Below are 15157 nucleotides of genomic sequence, written 5' to 3'. Positions count from 1 at the left end.
CGACGCGAAAGCGCCGGGCTTTTTTTATATTCAAAACTTGTGGTGATTTAACTTGAGCATGGCAACCCCCATGTGACATTATCGCCCGGAGCGATAATGGACGCCGGTAGGCGCCCGCAGGGCGAGATGCAGGGATGCATCTCATCAAAGTAGGTCAAAGCACAAACCACTTTTTTAGGGTGGCCTTATCCAATCTAATTTAAATTTTTCTTATCTTTATTGTGGCCTGGTGCATTTTCACTATTGCCTGGCCCAGCAGGATCATGGCCCGGTGGGACATGACCATGTTTATTGTGATGGCCGCATCCAGTAAGTATTAGAAATGTAAATACAAGAAATGTTGACACTATTTTTGATAACAAAATATTTATCCTTAACGTTAACTACAACAACTTTAACAAGTCTATCTAACTTGGATTAGGAACATCATTTTCTTTTACATTCTCAGAAGCCATTTTTTGCTTAGCAAGATTTATATCTTCTTTAGCTGCCTCAAGGCCTGATCCTGAATTACTAGTTGAACTAGCGGTATATATCAATTGTGTTAGCAAAGCAAAGTGATCAGAACCAAAGTGTGGCAAACGCCGGATATCATAGAGCTTGAAATGTTCAGTATGGAAGAGATGATCCAATGGCCATCGCATAAACCAATAATCAGCATGAAAGGTATTAAACATTCCTCTACCGATCCGCGGATCTAATAATTTACTAATTTTGCGGAATAAGCGCGTAGTGGTAGACCACGCAACATCATTAAGATCACCGGTCACAATTACAGGTAAATCGGCATCCGCGACACTTTTAGCAACCATTATCAGTTCAGCGTCACGTTCTGATGATGCTTCGTTTTCAGTTGGGCTGGGTGGAGCAGGATGGAGAAAATGGATGCGAATATCATGACCAGATGGCAAAGTTAACAGTGTATGCATTGATGGAATATCATCTTCAACCATAAATTCAGTTTTAGATTCGGATAATACATATCGGGAATAGACATGCATGCCATATAAATTTTCCTGTGGGCAACTCATCCGATAAGGATAGTCACTTTCGATGACTGCAAGTTGTGTTTGCCACCATTGATTAGTTTCCAAGGTCACTAATATATCAGGAGTATTTTCATTCACTAATGCTATGAGCTTTTCAGCATTTTTATTCGTCATCAGCACATTAGCAGTCATGATTTTGAGACTGTTTGCATTATCTAAATTAAGCGTTTGGGCTACTTCAGTCGAGTAAAGCCTTGTATACGGAAGTATCCACCAGAGCTGGTAAGCAACTACCAACAGCGTTGGCATAAACAACAGCCAGAAACTTAATTTGGAATAATCTAAGAACAGAATCTCAGCGATAAGTAATACAAAAGCCATGACAACATATTGTATTCGTGGAAAATCGTGTACACGAATCCACCATTTTTCATTGTTCGATAAGCTGAGAAAAGAAACACCAATGAATAAAACGACTAATGGCGTAAATAAATATATTAAGTTCAAAAAGAATCCTACGTTCGCAGTTTAGATCTTGTATGACGTTAGCATAAAAGAGCTTATAGGTACCCGTAAAATACATTTTGTGGATATTTCACGATGTAAGGTGTGGGAAGCGTAATTAGACGTTCATGCTTGGTGGGGAATATTAATCCGTTATAACAACTGAAAAATGATTTGTTTATAACGCGTTGTTAAGGCACTGTTTATTATCACCCAAGTCATTGTTTTACGTGACAGCCTGGGACGACTTAACAGCCCACCATCAGGTTGTCGCTTCAATGATAACAAGGTTGTTAGTCCCCCTAGAGTCATTGCCCTGATTTCCCAGCCTAGGCGACCGGATAAAGATGAGCCAAGTTCAAGTCCTTCACTCATAATCAGTTCAGTACGCAGGTAAAGGCTGCGAAGTAACGGAGCTAATATACTGGTGTCAGCTTGAATTAAATTCGCTTCATCAATCCCAATATCGGAAAGCTCATCCAGAGGAATATAAATACGGTTCTGCTCTTTAAAGTCCTGCACAATATCCTGATAGAAATTGATTAACTGCAGTGATGTACAAATGGCATCGGATTGTTGAAGCTGTTGCTGAGTCGGGGTTCCCTGAAGATGCAAAAGAAGACGCCCTACCGGATTGGCTGAAAACCGGCAATAGTCGAGAACTTCATTGAATGTTGTATAACGTGATTTAACTACATCCTGTCTAAAGGCGATTAACAAATCTTCTAATAATTGAATCGGTAATTTAAAACGGTGCACAACATCTTGTAGTGCCAGAAAAATAGGATCATTACCTACATAACAATGATCAGCGATTTCTGATAGATACTGGCTATAGGCATTGAGCAATCGTAACCTGTCTTCTGCCGGAATATTATCTTCATCGGCAAAATCATCAGCCGTTCTGGCAAAGGCATAAATGACAGCTATAGGGCGGCGTAATGCTTTGGGCAATAAAATGGAAGCTACCGGAAAATTTTCGTAATGCGATTTCGCCATATTCTGACAAAATGCATAGGCCTTATCTAACTCTGTTTTATTCCTCATCGCTAAGGTTTTGCACCGGCCTAGGCATTTGTTCTATTGGTGGCAGTTCAGTGATTTCATTTTTACTGCTAATGCCCATTTCAGTAAATTTACGCGCCCCTGGTAATACCTGACGTTCCAGAGAGCCGACTGCACTATTGAAATGATTGACGCTGATACCCAGGCTTTTACCAAGACTAGACAAATGATTACCGAAAGTCGAAAGCCGCTTATATAAGGTTTCACCCAACTCACGAATTACTTCAGCATTTTCTGCTAAAGCCTGTTGTTTCCAGCCATAGGAAACGGCTCTTAACAGAGCGATAAAGTTGGTGGGGGTAGCAAGAATAATATTCTGACTCATGCTGTCTTCCAATAGGGCAGGATCCACTTCAAGCGCTGCGGAGAGGAATTGTTCGCCAGGAATAAATAACACGACAAATTCGGGAGACTGTGAATATTCTGCCCAGTAATTTTTGCGGGACAGTTCCTTAATCCGGCCGCGAATGATTTGAGCATGACGTTTTAATTCCAGTTTACGCGTGAGATCATCTTTGGCCTGAATAGCGGATAAATAGGCATCCAGCGGTGTTTTGGCATCGACAATAATTTCGCGTTTTTCCGGTAAGCGAACAATCATATCGGGCCGGATACTACCTGTTTCGGTGGCCGTGTGTGTCTGTTCGTAAAAGTCACAATGCGCGACCATACCACTGAGTTCAGCTAATCGGCGTAAGGTCATTTCACCCCACTGACCCCGTACTTCAGGGCGGCGCAGTGCCTGCACCAGATTTTGCGTTTCCTGCTGCAACTGTTGTTGACTTAAATTCATTTGGGCTATGGTTGAGGTCAGGCTGCCGTAGGCCTCTTTACGATCCTTTTCAATTTCCTGAATTTGCTTGCTGGTTTGCTGCAATGCTTCATTGATTGGTTTAAGCATTTGCTCAATGGCTTTTTCTTTAGTGCCCAAATCTGCTTTGGCTTCACTTTGGAAGCGTTTCAGATTTTCTTCAGCCAGTCGCAAAAAGCTGGTGTTATTTCGCGTTAATGCTTCATTGGAAAGTTGATTAAAAGTATTGGCTAATTGTTCACGGGTTTGAGACAGAATCTCATCCATTTGGCGTTTGTTTTTCTGTTCCAGTTGTAATGTCAGATCCAGCTCAGCAATGTTTTTTTCCAGTGTGCGAATTCTGCCACTGCGGATAAACAGACCGATAACGATGCCTAGCAAAATACCAATCAACAAAACGATCAATAAGTCCTGATGTCGCAGGAAAAACTCGGGACTTAAATCCATTGTAAAATCTCATGTGGGTGATTAATCATGCAGTCAGCCTGCCAGGATTCCGGTTCATCAGTTTCGGAAATATATCCATATAAAGCCACAACTGAACGCATATGAGCATTATGTGCCGCTTGTATATCCCTTTCTGCATCGCCGATATAAATACAGTCCACTGGTTTGGCATCAACCAGTTCACAGGCATGTAACATCGGTGCGGGATGTGGCTTGCTGAATGGCGTGGTATCCGCGCTGACAATACAAGCTGCGGCATCGGTTAATTGCAATGCTTCCATTAACGGGATGGTAAGAAAAGACGGTTTATTAGTGACGACTCCCCAGCGAATGCCTTGAGCCGTAAGACCATCAAGCACTTGTTGCATCCCGATAAATAAAGCCGATTCGCGGGCAATATTTTCTGCATAAAGACTTAAAAAGCGCTGTTGTAATGTCGGGTAAACAGGATCTTCTTTTTCAATACCAAAACCCAGTTTTAACAAACCGGCACTACCATGACTGGCAACCGGGCGAATTCGTGCATGATCCAATGGTTGATGACCTTCCTGTTCTAACAGGGTATTTAATGCAAAACCCAGATCAGGTGCTGTATCGACCAATGTGCCATCTAAATCAAATAGCACAACATTAAACGGAGAAATAAACACTAGATTTTTCTACAATGAACAAGGTAGTTAACATCAACATCTCTGCTGAGTTTATAACGACGGGTCAGCGGGTTGTAACTGATACCGGTGATGTCATATACATGCAAACCAGCTTCACGACAGCAACGTGCCAGTTCCGCCGGACGAATAAAGCGTGCGTAGTCATGTGTGCCTTTGGGCAACATTTTGGCAATATATTCGGCGCCGACAATGGCTAACAGGTAGGCTTTTGGATTGCGATTCAAGGTGGAGAAAAACACATCACCGCCCGGCTTTACCATTGTTGCACAGGCGTTAATAATTGCCTGTGGATCAGGCACATGTTCCAGCATTTCCATGCAGGTCACTACATCAAATTCATCCGGATGTTTTTCCGCCATGGTTTCTGCGGTTGTCAGTTCGTATTTGATTTTCAGGCCAGCTTCCAGCGCATGCAGTTTGGCAACATTGAGTGGCATTTCGCCCATATCTATGCCAATAGTTTCTGCACCGCTTCTGACCAAAGCCTCTGTGAGAATACCGCCGCCACAACCTACGTCTACTGCCTTGGCATTTTTCAACTGAGCTCTTTCATTAATAAACGCGAGCCGCAGTGGATTAATTTCATGCAGCGGTTTGGATTGACCTTCAGGATCCCACCAGCTTGATGCCAGTGCATCGAATTTAGCGACTTCAGCCGGATCGACGTTATGTTTTGTCATGAGACAGACCTTATTTTTGTTGCCCATTGTTGAGCTTGAGCAGTGATATGCTGTGTGTTCATCGTGGTCAATTGACGTTGTTTCAACAATTGTTTGCCTGCCACCCAGACATCGGAAACCTTATCCCGGCCAGTGGCATAAACCAATTGTGACGGTAGATCATAAAAAGGTTGTGTTTCTATGTCGCTGAGATCGATAGCGATAATATCAGCAGCTTTACCGATTTCAAGTGAACCGGTGATGGAATCAATGCCCAGTGATTTCGCTGCATTAATGGTGGCCATCTGCAAGGCCTGGTAAGCCGGCACCACGCTGGGATCACCTGCCACACCTTTTGCTAACATCGCGGCCTGACGCATTTCGGCAAACATATCCAGATCGTTATTGGATGCCGCGCCATCCGTACCAATACTGAGATTGACGCCACGCTTGATGAGTTCGGCAATTGGTGTGAAGCCACTGGCCAATTTTAAATTAGACTCCGGACAATGCACGATGTGAACACCCGCTTCGGCGCACCAGTCCATTTCTTCTTCTGTTAATTGCGTCATATGTACCGCAATCAAACGCGGTGAAAGCAGCCCTAAATCTTTAAGCCTTGCCAAAGGACGCTTGCCATACTGGGCTACACTGTCATTGACCTCAGCAGCGGTCTCATGAATATGCATCTGGATTGGCAAATCCAGTTCTTCGGCATTAATGATAATAGCTTGCAGTGTTTGGTCAGAAACCGTGTAAGGGGCATGGGGTGCATAGTTGGTGGTAATACGCGGGTGATGCCGATACTTATCGTGTAAGGCCTGACCTTTGTGTAAGTACTCATTTACATCTTTTGCCCAATTGGTGGGGAATTCAATAACTACCATACCAAGACTAGCCCGAATACCGCTGCTATCGACTACTCGGGCAGTTGCTTCGGGAAAGAAGTACATATCACTGAAACAGGTGGTACCACCACGGATCATTTCGGCAATAGCCAGAGCAGAACCGGCTTCCACAAAAGCATCGCCAACAAACTGCTGTTCAGCGGGCCAGATATGGTTATTAAGCCAGGTCATCAGAGGCAAATCATCGGCTAAACCGCGGAATAATGTCATAGCGGTATGGCCATGATTATTAATTAATCCAGGCATCACGCAATGTTCATCAAGATCCTGTGTCTGAGTAGCTTGATAAAGCTGTTCCGCCTGAGTTCGCGGTAATAGCGCTACAATATTGCCTTCATTGATGACAATAGAATGATTTTCAAGAACGAGTTGTTCTGCCTTCATCGGCAGACACCAGCGGGCATTAATGATCAGATCGACGTTTTTCATAGCGTTCGATTATAACCGCCATCAGCAGGAGAACACAGTGCAAAGCATCAGTGAAATGATTCAGCCGATTAAGTGGCATGAAGAACAGCTACATTTACTGGATCAACGTTTGCTTCCTTTACAAAAGGTCTGGCTCCGTTTTGAGCATACAGATGATGTGACTAATGCGATTCGGGACATGGTGGTAAGAGGTGCGCCGGCCATTGGTGTAACGGCAGCATATGCGGTGGTATTGGCATCACGTGAAGCATGGAATAAGGCTGGTGTAAATTGGAAACAGGCTATGTTTGAGCCCCTCGCCAAACTGGCAGCATCGCGTCCTACAGCAGTGAATTTGTCTTGGGCAATCGAAAAAATGACAGCACTGTATGTAAATCTGCCCGAAACTTATTCTCCAGAAAAGGCATTATTGGAAGCAGCTATACACATTCATCAGCAGGATATTGCGGCGAACCAAACCATGGGGAAACTGGGAGCAGATTTAATTGCTGCAGACAGCATCGTTTTAACGCATTGTAATGCTGGCGCACTGGCGACTGGCGGATTTGGTACTGCGTTAGGGGTGATACGCCAGGGATATTCAGACGGCAAAATAAAACATGTTTATGTGGATGAAACACGCCCTTGGCTGCAAGGGGCGCGCTTAACGGCCTGGGAATTAATGCAAGACAAAATCCCCTGTACTTTACAGGCCGATGTTGCGGCAGCGGCTTTAATGGCTTCGGGTGAAATTGACTGGATTATTGTTGGTGCAGATCGAATTGCTGCCAATGGTGATGTGGCCAATAAAATCGGTACCTACTCATTAGCCGTTTTAGCGAAATATCACCAGGTGAAAATTATGGTGGTCGCACCACTTTCAACCATTGATTGGCAAACCAAAACTGGAAAACAAATTCCAATCGAGCAACGGCCCTCAATCGAAGTAACCCATATTGCCAACCAGCAAATTGCGCCAGATGAGGTTAATGTTTCCAATCCGGCATTTGATGTCACGCCCGCAGAGCTGATAAACGCTATTGTTACCGAAGCAGGCGTTGTGTTGTCACCCTCAACGACTACAATGAAAAACCTTCATAAGCAGAATTAAGGGGCAGAGATATGTCACAAACCGCACTGGTAACAGGCAGCAATCGGGGCATTGGGCTCGAATTATGCCGACAATTAAAAGCTCGTGGCTATGATGTGATTGCGACATGTCGTCATCGATCTCCAGCTTTGGCTGAGCTTGATGTGGAAATCATTGAAGATGTAGAAGTAAGCGATCCTATTAGTCTTAAAGCACTTTCAGAAAAGCTTGGCGATCGCAAAATTGATTGGCTAATTAATAATGCTGGTATTGCCGCTGGTTTAGGCCTGAATGATATTGATTCCAATGCTATTGATAGCTTTAAGAGCATGTTTGAAGTCAATAGCCTGGGTCCTTTGTTAACCACTCAGACGCTAGTGAAGCATATGCCCGAGGGTAGTAAGGTAGGTATTATTACCAGCCGTATGGGATCTATCGCTGATAATGACTCTGGTGGCAGTTATGCCTATCGTATGTCCAAAGCCGCAGTAAATGCCGCTGGCAAATCGCTTTCAGTTGATTTGAAACCCAAAGGCATTGCTGTGGGAATTTTGCATCCAGGTTGGGTAAGAACGGACATGACCGGCCATGGCGGTTTAATCGATGCTGATGAATCAGCGTCAGGTCTTTTGGATCGAATGGCAGAATTGAATATCGAGAACACTGGCACTTTCTGGCATATGAATGGTGAAGTGTTGCCTTGGTAAACTATCCAACGCTTTCTGAACAACAGCAACAAGACTTGCCGGCACTGTTAAAACCGGCAAGCAGAATTCCCAGCCAGTTTAGTGACAGCAGCCATCAACTGTGGCTTTGTGACACAGTTGATGGGCCGATGGTGTTGAAATTGTGTGATCATTACAATATTCATCAATCAACTTTCTGGCAAGGTATGAATAGCCTGTTTGCCATCGACTTTCCGACATCATTGGCAAGCATCGTCAACGTTTATCAACAGATTTCAGAAGTTAGTCCTTTGGCCATTCCACCATTTATTGCTGCTGAAGAATCCACTTTTGTTTTAACCAAATGGTTACCCGGTAATGACTTGCACGCGTTAGCGGTGACTCATGACACGATTAAATCTTTAAGCAGACATCTTGGCCTGTTACATCAGCAACAACATCCACAATGGGGAAGTTTGCAACAACCCGAATTCATTGCAAAAAATTGGCCGCTACGTCTTAAAAACACCTTGCAGTTGTTAGCTCAGCAACCCATTCATTTAATTGATCAGAATGTTTTAAAACTGGCCTTGATACAGGCCGAACAACTTTGTGAAAACACCTTTGTACCGATAATGCCCGATTTGCGGTGGGATCAGTTTCTGATGCAGCAAGGCAAGCTTTCTGCATTGGTCGATTTGGATGCGATTGTCTATGGTCCAAGAACGTTAGAATTTGTTTTGCTTGAATATTTGCTGGATCAATCACAGGCTGAACAGTTTGTGGCTGAATATCAGAATTATCAGGTCATCCCAGATCTTACGAATGTTCGGCTGCCTTACCGACTATTACTATTTTTGATGAATGTTTTAGGTGAGACAGATTTGAATTCCTGGCTCAACCATCCCTTACGGTTTAGTTAGACAGTTCAAGTCTGATGTTGGGCTGCTAATAACCTACGCCATTTGAAATAGCCTGCCATAGCGAGAAACAGATAAATACTGAACATCACGATAGTGGCGTAAAAGCCGGTTAATGCATAAAGCACAATCGCAGAGCTGTTAATAACCTGCCAATACAGCCAGTTTTCCAACACTTTACGCGCCATTAGTAAGGTATTCATCACCGAAAATACCATCACAAATGCATCCAGATAGGGATATTGCGTAGCATGAGCTGATAGGTAATAGCCAAACACTAAACTGAGAAAGCCACCAGTGGCAATAAAGATCAGATGATATTGCCACGGCCAGCTGTGAATATTCAGTTCTGCTGTCTGGTTTTCATGACGATGCCAAAGAATAAATCCATAGACTGCCATACCGATGTAATACAGATTGAGCAGTGCCTGCATCGGCAACTGATTTTCCCAAAACAGGATGGTGTAAATAATGGTGCTGATAAAGGCTAATGGCCAGCACCATTGTGATTCACGGGCAGCAAACAGGATATAGCCTATGCCAAGCAGCGCGGCAAATACTTCCCAGCCACTCATAGACGCCAGTCCAGCTAGCGTAATATCCCACCAAGCTGATTCAGACATCAGTCTTTGACTTGATGACGATCATTACCGATCAGTTTTAATACAAAAACACTATGTGGCATTTGGGCAAACACGGCTTCAATTTCACTGTCCATCGCATCCATCACATCCCGGTATTCGCCAAATATTTGCGTGCTTAATGTATTACGGTGCACGATCAATTTTGGATTGTTTTCTAACTTGGCAATAAACGCCAGAATTGGTTCGACAAATTGTTCTGTCAGCGGATAAAGGCTGATATCTACAGAAATTCGCATGATAGTTTCCTTAAGAAAGGAGGGGCACTAAAGCACCCCTTTAAATTAGTAGTCGTAAGATACAGTCATACCGAAAGTACGGGGATCGGCATATTGGGTATAAACCCGATCTTCATAGCCAGCTGATGGATCGATACCAAAGAAAAAGCCGCGAGAGTAATAGTCTTTATCAAACAGATTGCGACCCCACAAGGTAAATGTCCAGTTTTGCTGCTGGTACTGCAAACTTGCATTGGTAATGGCGTAAGAACTGGATTTCGCATTATGGCTGTTGGAGTAATAGAACTCATCCTTGCCCTCAACATTGGCGCGTAGAGTCCATTGCGGAGTCAGATAGACTTCACTGCCAACACTGAATGTGTAGGCAGGAGCATGAGCTTGCCTTCTGCCCTGAATATTTAATCCCGACTCATCCAGTTCAGGGTTGTCGTATTTGTCAAACGTTGCATGCAACAGACCAACTGCCGCAAAGGTTCTTAAGCGTTCATTGATCAACCAGTCAACACTTGCTTCAATACCCATATTGCGGCCTTTCGCGGCATTATCCTGATAATCAATAAAACGGGTGCCACCACCGTCGCGCGGCACACCTACAGAGGTTTTTACCTGGGCATCTTTTCGCAAACCATAAAATGCTGTGATATCGGTCACCAGACTGCCATCTAGCCATAGTGATTTCATACCGGCTTCAAGATTCCATAAATATTCATTATTGAATTTGCGTAAGCCGGGCGCCAGATCTGCTTCCGTGTTAACCCCCCCAGCTTTGTAGCCACGGGATAATGATGTGTATAAAAGGTGTTGTGGACGGAACTGATAATTCAAACCGACTTTCCCCCCGAATAACACATCGCTGTCATCCAAATCCAGTCCTTGCGAATCCTCATAATCAGCGTCCCAATGTTCAACGCGTAAACCGGTAATTAATGTCAGCTTATCGGTTAATGCGGTATCCAGCTGTCCATAAATAGCACTATTAAAGGTTTCATAGACATTATTCAGAGGAAATACTGCAGGAGTATCATTATCAAAGTATTTACGCTTAAGATCCTGTCGTTGATCGGCCAGATAAACACCGACAGACCAATCAGTTGTATTTCCAAAAATACGGCCGTCTTCATTGGATAAAGTCCGGAATTCAAATGAATAATTTTCACGTTCTCTTTTGTATTGATCAAAACCGCTATAGGGTCCAAGGCTTGGATCAAATTGGCCCATGAAGGACCAGTCATCGTCATAACTGTATTCCAAATCAGATTTGGAATACGTCAAAGTCGATTGCAACTGCAATTTACTGTTGGCACGCCAGTCAGTTTTCAGCGCAAAGGCATTGGTATGCTGTTTGTCTTTGCCCGGCTGATCTGAAAGACTGTTACGGCTATTATCCAGGGTGAAAGCGTCGTAACCATTGTCGATATTTAAATGCAGCAAATTCAGATCAATGGTCAGGTCATTACTGACCAGCCATTTCAAATGTCCACGAGCAGTCAACTCATCTTGGTTTTGGGTATTATCACGACCCAGAAAATCATTATCCATATAGCCATCTGAACGATGGGTATGCAAGGCTATACGGCCCAGTAATGTGTCCTTAATGATAGGGCCACCCACGGCTACACCGACACTGCGCGTATTGTAATTACCAATGGTGGACTGAAAATTCATATCCAGATCATTGGTGGCCTGTTTGCTTTGCATATTGATAACGCCAGCTAATGCATTGGCACCATACAACGTACCCTGTGGGCCACGTAATACTTCTACTTTCTCAATATCAAATAATGTGGCTGCGCCGCCACTGCGACTAAAATCGATACCATCAATATAAAGACCCACCGAGGGATTTAGTGGTGCCAGAAATTCACTGCGCTCACCAATACCACGGATCTGAAAGAATTGACCACGTGATGCGCCGCTGGAAAGATTTACATTCGGTGCGAGATTCAGCACATCTTCAATATGCTGAGCGCTACGTGATTCAATAATGTCTTCATCGAATGTTGTCAGACTGACCGGGATATCCTGAGCTTCCGCCGGACGGAAATCTGCACTGACCAACATGGAGGGTAAATCAGTATTTTCTAAAGTTGTTTGAGCAACGATGCCCGGAGAGAAAAGGGCACTGGTGACTGCAATGGAAAGCAGGGTGGGTTTCATGACTATCCTTTTTAAATTCATAAAAAGAACAGGGGATCACGCCATTTGCATTGATCTAGCAAGAAGGTGTTGCCGCCTGTCCCTACGCCAGTATTATCTGGATCAGGTTCATCGGGTCTCCACCAACTGGTGAATCTCAGGCCTTTCGACCACCCCGAGGCTTGTATTAGCAAGTAAGTGAAATATACAGAAAAAAGTGCCGTTTTCCCAACATTAATATCATTTAGCAGATACAAAAAAGGCGTCCGAAGACGCCTTAATGTTCGAATGATGGATAACTTAATCTTCGATTTTAGCTTTTACTGTGTCCAGACCTGAACGGAAAATACCTTGAATGGCATTGGTCGCCGTTTCGTCATTTAACTCTTTAGGCTCATGGTGGTTACCAGTGTAGCCACGGAAAAATTTAGCTAACCAGGTAACTTTGGTTTGATCGCCTTCAGCTTCAACCGTTACCCAAGCCTTATATTTGCTGACTGGAACAGCTGGAATATCATACATTTCACCGTCGATATCGACTTGTCCAACAGAACTCATTGAATCGATTTCATACATATAGCTCATAGATTCATCATCAAATTTTTTCAAAGTTTCATTGATAGTCGAATCATTTTTCAGTGTTAAAGTACGTGTTGCACCTGGTTCATTACCACCTGATGCCTCGGTAGAAATGATGGCTGGATGCCATTTATGCAGGCTGTCGAAATCTTTAACCATGTTCCAGACGGTTTCAGCATCAGCATTGATCAAAACAGTTTCTTCAACTTGCAAACGTGAAGCGCCATGAGCAAATACCAACGCAGGTAACAGGAATAAGCCTGTAGACAGGACTTTTAATACAGCTTTCATTATATTTCCTTCTTATATTTCATGTGTAATGCCAGAGTTTAGCCCGGTTAAACTACCATTACATTCCGAAATCCTAAAGGGAAAAATTCACAATGCGATAGCGTTCTGAATCGTTGAACGTTGAAGATGGGGAGCAAAAAACTCAATAAAAGCGTAACTGTAGCCCCGAAGATAACTGCCTTTACGAATTCCCATATGTGTCGTACTTGGTTTAAATAAACCACTGGCATCCAATGACTGTAAAGGTGCGTCTTTTGCGGGGTCAAAGGCCATGCTGGCTATAATTCCAATCCCAAGCCCAAGTTCAACATAGGTTTTAATGACATCGGCATCCGTGGCAGTAAAAATGACATTAGGTTTAAGACCACGTTCAATAAAAGACTGATCCTGTTGGGCGCGACCGGTAAAGCCCATCACATAGGTCAATATTGGATATTGTGAAATCGCTTCAAGAGTGAGTTTTTTTTCATTCATGAGTGGATGCCCTGGTGGAGTTATCACCGTACGATTCCATTCATAGCAAGGCAAAATAGCCAGATTATCAAATTTTGATAAGCCTTCGGTGGCAATGGCCAAATCCACTTTTCCAGTTGCGGCCATCTCTGCCACTTCGGGTGGCGTGCCTTGCACCATGTTGAGATGCACATCCGGATATTGTTCAGAAAAAGCCTTAATAGCTTTAGGTAAAGCATATCGAGCCTGAGTATGCGTAGTACCGATAGAAAGTGTACCTTTTTTCTCGTGACGACTATCTGCCGCCTGCTCACGCAGGTTGTCCACTTCCTGTAAAACACGTTCAGCCATAGCAATTACTGATTCGCCCAAAGGAGTTATCGCAGACAAACGTTTTCCATGGCGCTCAAAGATAAGTAAACCTAGTTCATCTTCAAGTAACTGAATTTGATTGCTTACGCCAGGTTGAGAAGCATGTAGTGCTTGAGCTGCTGCAGATATACTAAGACCCCGCCTTGCCACTTCGCGGACATATTTCAATTGTTGCAACTTCATCGGCTATATCCGTTTGTGTTATTTGTTGTTTTAAATATATTAACTATTCTGATAAAAAATCAATGAAGTGAATCATTTCATCTTACATTTCAATAATCGGGACTCCCCTTTGTGGGAGTTGTAATGGAACAGTGGTTTGATATTGACTGCTTTCTGATGGAGATTCATTTTCGACGATTAAGTAATTTTCCGTGTCAGACAAGTCAAGGTATTCGCATTTAAAATGTGTGCAAATTTTTAGTGCCAAAGTTAATGGTTCGGCGTTTTCGATAACTTCGTTATCAGAAGTATCTGGAGCTTGCATCAATGCTGGTGGTAGAAAATTTTGCACCGGTTCAATATATCCATTTGAATTGGCAGGGTTAATCAATACAGCTGTTATTAATGCAGAACATGCTGCTGTTATAACTAACAAAACTCGATAAGTTGTCATCTTCAGCCTCTCATCCAAGAGTGTGATTAGGGTTAGAGCATCGTCTAAACACCGTGAAAGAAATGTGAACATTTATGAGTGTGTTATTGGTCAGGTTAAGGCCATGTTAACAATACGGAAAAAAGATAAAGTTAATGGGGAATCACGCTTATATTAAAAATGAATATAGATAGAAAATAATATTCATTGATTGAATATTGCCAGCTGGTAAACTTGCTGCCAATAAAGCAGGTTAAAGGTCAATTTATTAATGGAATGGGGTTATTTGCTGGCAGGCCTGGGTGTAGGCATTATGGTCGGTATGACAGGAGTCGGTGGTGGATCGTTAATGACTCCAATCCTGATTTTTGGGTTTGGCATTCAACCTGCTATCGCAGTGGGAACGGATTTATTGTTTGCTGCGGTCACCAAAGCTGGCGGTATTTGGGCTTATTGGCGACATGGTGTGGTGCATTGGCGTGTGGTATGGCGGCTTGCAGCGGGTAGTCTTCCGGCCACGTTGCTAACGTTATGGTTTCTAAGTGCAACCGGGGTTCATGAAGGAAAGCACAATGAGCTGATTACGGTTGCACTTGGTGTCGCATTGATTTTAACGTCAAGTGCTTTACTGCTGAAAAATTGGCTGACAGGTATTATGAAAGCACGCAAAGGCCACCCTTTTGTGAACTATTTGTATCGTTTACGACAGGATGA

The 15157-nt window shown here is 43.5% G+C and carries 16 protein-coding genes and 1 riboswitch; of the genes, 4 read left to right on the top strand and 12 right to left on the bottom strand.

Annotation, left to right across the window (positions count from 1 at the left end; all coding sequences use genetic code 11):
* Window positions 1–407 precede the first annotated feature (407 nt).
* From ACN0V2_RS13130 to ACN0V2_RS13105, 6 genes are all read right to left on the bottom strand, one after another.
* On the bottom strand, window positions 408–1496 hold the full coding sequence (locus ACN0V2_RS13130; RefSeq protein WP_417551273.1) for an endonuclease/exonuclease/phosphatase family protein: 1089 nt from the start codon (window positions 1494–1496) through the stop codon (window positions 408–410).
* 150 nt (window positions 1497–1646) lie between these two features.
* Window positions 1647–2540, bottom strand: coding sequence for a squalene synthase HpnC (gene hpnC / locus ACN0V2_RS13125; RefSeq protein ID WP_417551272.1), 894 nt, complete (start codon window positions 2538–2540; stop codon window positions 1647–1649).
* Window positions 2530–3816, bottom strand: a complete 1287-nt coding sequence (locus ACN0V2_RS13120; RefSeq protein ID WP_417551271.1) for a DNA recombination protein RmuC — start codon at window positions 3814–3816, stop codon at window positions 2530–2532. The genes hpnC and ACN0V2_RS13120 overlap by 11 nt, the downstream gene beginning before the upstream one ends.
* On the bottom strand, window positions 3807–4466 hold the full coding sequence (locus ACN0V2_RS13115; RefSeq protein WP_417551270.1) for an HAD family hydrolase: 660 nt from the start codon (window positions 4464–4466) through the stop codon (window positions 3807–3809). The genes ACN0V2_RS13120 and ACN0V2_RS13115 overlap by 10 nt, the downstream gene beginning before the upstream one ends.
* Window positions 4466–5167 (bottom strand): bifunctional 2-polyprenyl-6-hydroxyphenol methylase/3-demethylubiquinol 3-O-methyltransferase UbiG, encoded by a 702-nt coding sequence (gene ubiG / locus ACN0V2_RS13110; RefSeq protein ID WP_417551269.1) that lies wholly within the window; start codon window positions 5165–5167, stop codon window positions 4466–4468. Before ubiG ends, ACN0V2_RS13115 begins: the two co-directional genes overlap by 1 nt.
* Complete coding sequence (locus ACN0V2_RS13105) at window positions 5164–6483, bottom strand: TRZ/ATZ family hydrolase (RefSeq protein ID WP_417551268.1); 1320 nt, start codon at window positions 6481–6483, stop codon at window positions 5164–5166. The genes ubiG and ACN0V2_RS13105 overlap by 4 nt, the downstream gene beginning before the upstream one ends.
* A 37-nt stretch (window positions 6484–6520) precedes the next feature.
* On the opposite strand from ACN0V2_RS13105, the gene mtnA reads away from it, so the two are divergent.
* The 3 genes from mtnA to ACN0V2_RS13090 are packed head-to-tail and all read left to right on the top strand — an operon-like array spanning window position 6521 to window position 9140.
* Window positions 6521–7573 carry an S-methyl-5-thioribose-1-phosphate isomerase gene (gene mtnA / locus ACN0V2_RS13100; protein ID WP_417551267.1) on the top strand — a complete coding sequence of 351 codons (1053 nt, stop codon included), beginning with the start codon at window positions 6521–6523 and terminating at the stop codon, window positions 7571–7573.
* A gap of 11 nt (window positions 7574–7584) precedes the next feature.
* A complete protein-coding gene (locus ACN0V2_RS13095) occupies window positions 7585–8259 on the top strand; it encodes an SDR family oxidoreductase (protein ID WP_417551266.1) in 675 nt (224 codons plus the stop codon).
* Entirely contained in the window at window positions 8253–9140 is an 888-nt protein-coding gene (locus ACN0V2_RS13090; RefSeq protein WP_417551265.1) for a phosphotransferase, read from the top strand. Before ACN0V2_RS13095 ends, ACN0V2_RS13090 begins: the two co-directional genes overlap by 7 nt.
* A gap of 5 nt (window positions 9141–9145) precedes the next feature.
* On the opposite strand, the gene pnuC is transcribed toward ACN0V2_RS13090, so the two are convergent.
* From pnuC to ACN0V2_RS13060, 6 genes are all read right to left on the bottom strand, one after another.
* Window positions 9146–9760, bottom strand: coding sequence for a nicotinamide riboside transporter PnuC (gene pnuC / locus ACN0V2_RS13085; RefSeq protein ID WP_417551264.1), 615 nt, complete (start codon window positions 9758–9760; stop codon window positions 9146–9148).
* Entirely contained in the window at window positions 9760–10017 is a 258-nt protein-coding gene (locus ACN0V2_RS13080; RefSeq protein WP_014706177.1) for a YkoF family thiamine/hydroxymethylpyrimidine-binding protein, read from the bottom strand. The genes pnuC and ACN0V2_RS13080 overlap by 1 nt, the downstream gene beginning before the upstream one ends.
* Before the next feature lie 45 nt (window positions 10018–10062).
* Window positions 10063–12174, bottom strand: coding sequence for a TonB-dependent receptor (locus ACN0V2_RS13075; protein WP_417551263.1), 2112 nt, complete (start codon window positions 12172–12174; stop codon window positions 10063–10065).
* Between the two features lie 61 nt (window positions 12175–12235).
* A riboswitch (TPP riboswitch) is annotated at window positions 12236–12341 on the bottom strand.
* Window positions 12342–12453: 112 nt separating this feature from the next.
* Window positions 12454–13023 carry an SRPBCC family protein gene (locus ACN0V2_RS13070; RefSeq protein ID WP_417551262.1) on the bottom strand — a complete coding sequence of 190 codons (570 nt, stop codon included), beginning with the start codon at window positions 13021–13023 and terminating at the stop codon, window positions 12454–12456.
* A gap of 87 nt (window positions 13024–13110) precedes the next feature.
* Complete coding sequence (gene cysB, locus ACN0V2_RS13065) at window positions 13111–14031, bottom strand: HTH-type transcriptional regulator CysB (protein WP_417551261.1); 921 nt, start codon at window positions 14029–14031, stop codon at window positions 13111–13113.
* An 82-nt stretch (window positions 14032–14113) separates the two neighbouring features.
* On the bottom strand, window positions 14114–14464 hold the full coding sequence (locus ACN0V2_RS13060; RefSeq protein WP_417551260.1) for a hypothetical protein: 351 nt from the start codon (window positions 14462–14464) through the stop codon (window positions 14114–14116).
* 250 nt (window positions 14465–14714) lie between these two features.
* On the opposite strand from ACN0V2_RS13060, the gene ACN0V2_RS13055 reads away from it, so the two are divergent.
* A partial coding sequence (locus tag ACN0V2_RS13055) for a sulfite exporter TauE/SafE family protein (protein WP_417551259.1) occupies window positions 14715–15157 on the top strand: 443 nt, incomplete at its 3' end.

Source organism: Methylophaga sp. (genome assembly GCF_048266885.1).
Classification (GTDB): Bacteria; Pseudomonadota; Gammaproteobacteria; order Nitrosococcales; family Methylophagaceae; genus Methylophaga.
This window is presented reverse-complemented; position numbering and strand designations above follow the sequence as displayed.

What these genes read in the sequence shown, in the direction of transcription:
- hpnC (WP_417551272.1), bottom strand. Translation starts at nt 2,540, where the DNA reads ATGAGGAATAAAACAGAGTTAGATAAGGCCTATGCATTTTGTCAGAAT.
- ACN0V2_RS13120 (WP_417551271.1), bottom strand. Translation starts at nt 3,816, where the DNA reads ATGGATTTAAGTCCCGAGTTTTTCCTGCGACATCAGGACTTATTGATC.
- ubiG (WP_417551269.1), bottom strand. Translation starts at nt 5,167, where the DNA reads ATGACAAAACATAACGTCGATCCGGCTGAAGTCGCTAAATTCGATGCA.
- ACN0V2_RS13105 (WP_417551268.1), bottom strand. Translation starts at nt 6,483, where the DNA reads ATGAAAAACGTCGATCTGATCATTAATGCCCGCTGGTGTCTGCCGATG.
- ACN0V2_RS13095 (WP_417551266.1), top strand. Translation starts at nt 7,585, where the DNA reads ATGTCACAAACCGCACTGGTAACAGGCAGCAATCGGGGCATTGGGCTC.
- pnuC (WP_417551264.1), bottom strand. Translation starts at nt 9,760, where the DNA reads ATGTCTGAATCAGCTTGGTGGGATATTACGCTAGCTGGACTGGCGTCT.
- ACN0V2_RS13080 (WP_014706177.1), bottom strand. Translation starts at nt 10,017, where the DNA reads ATGCGAATTTCTGTAGATATCAGCCTTTATCCGCTGACAGAACAATTT.
- ACN0V2_RS13075 (WP_417551263.1), bottom strand. Translation starts at nt 12,174, where the DNA reads ATGAAACCCACCCTGCTTTCCATTGCAGTCACCAGTGCCCTTTTCTCT.
- ACN0V2_RS13070 (WP_417551262.1), bottom strand. Translation starts at nt 13,023, where the DNA reads ATGAAAGCTGTATTAAAAGTCCTGTCTACAGGCTTATTCCTGTTACCT.
- cysB (WP_417551261.1), bottom strand. Translation starts at nt 14,031, where the DNA reads ATGAAGTTGCAACAATTGAAATATGTCCGCGAAGTGGCAAGGCGGGGT.
- ACN0V2_RS13060 (WP_417551260.1), bottom strand. Translation starts at nt 14,464, where the DNA reads ATGACAACTTATCGAGTTTTGTTAGTTATAACAGCAGCATGTTCTGCA.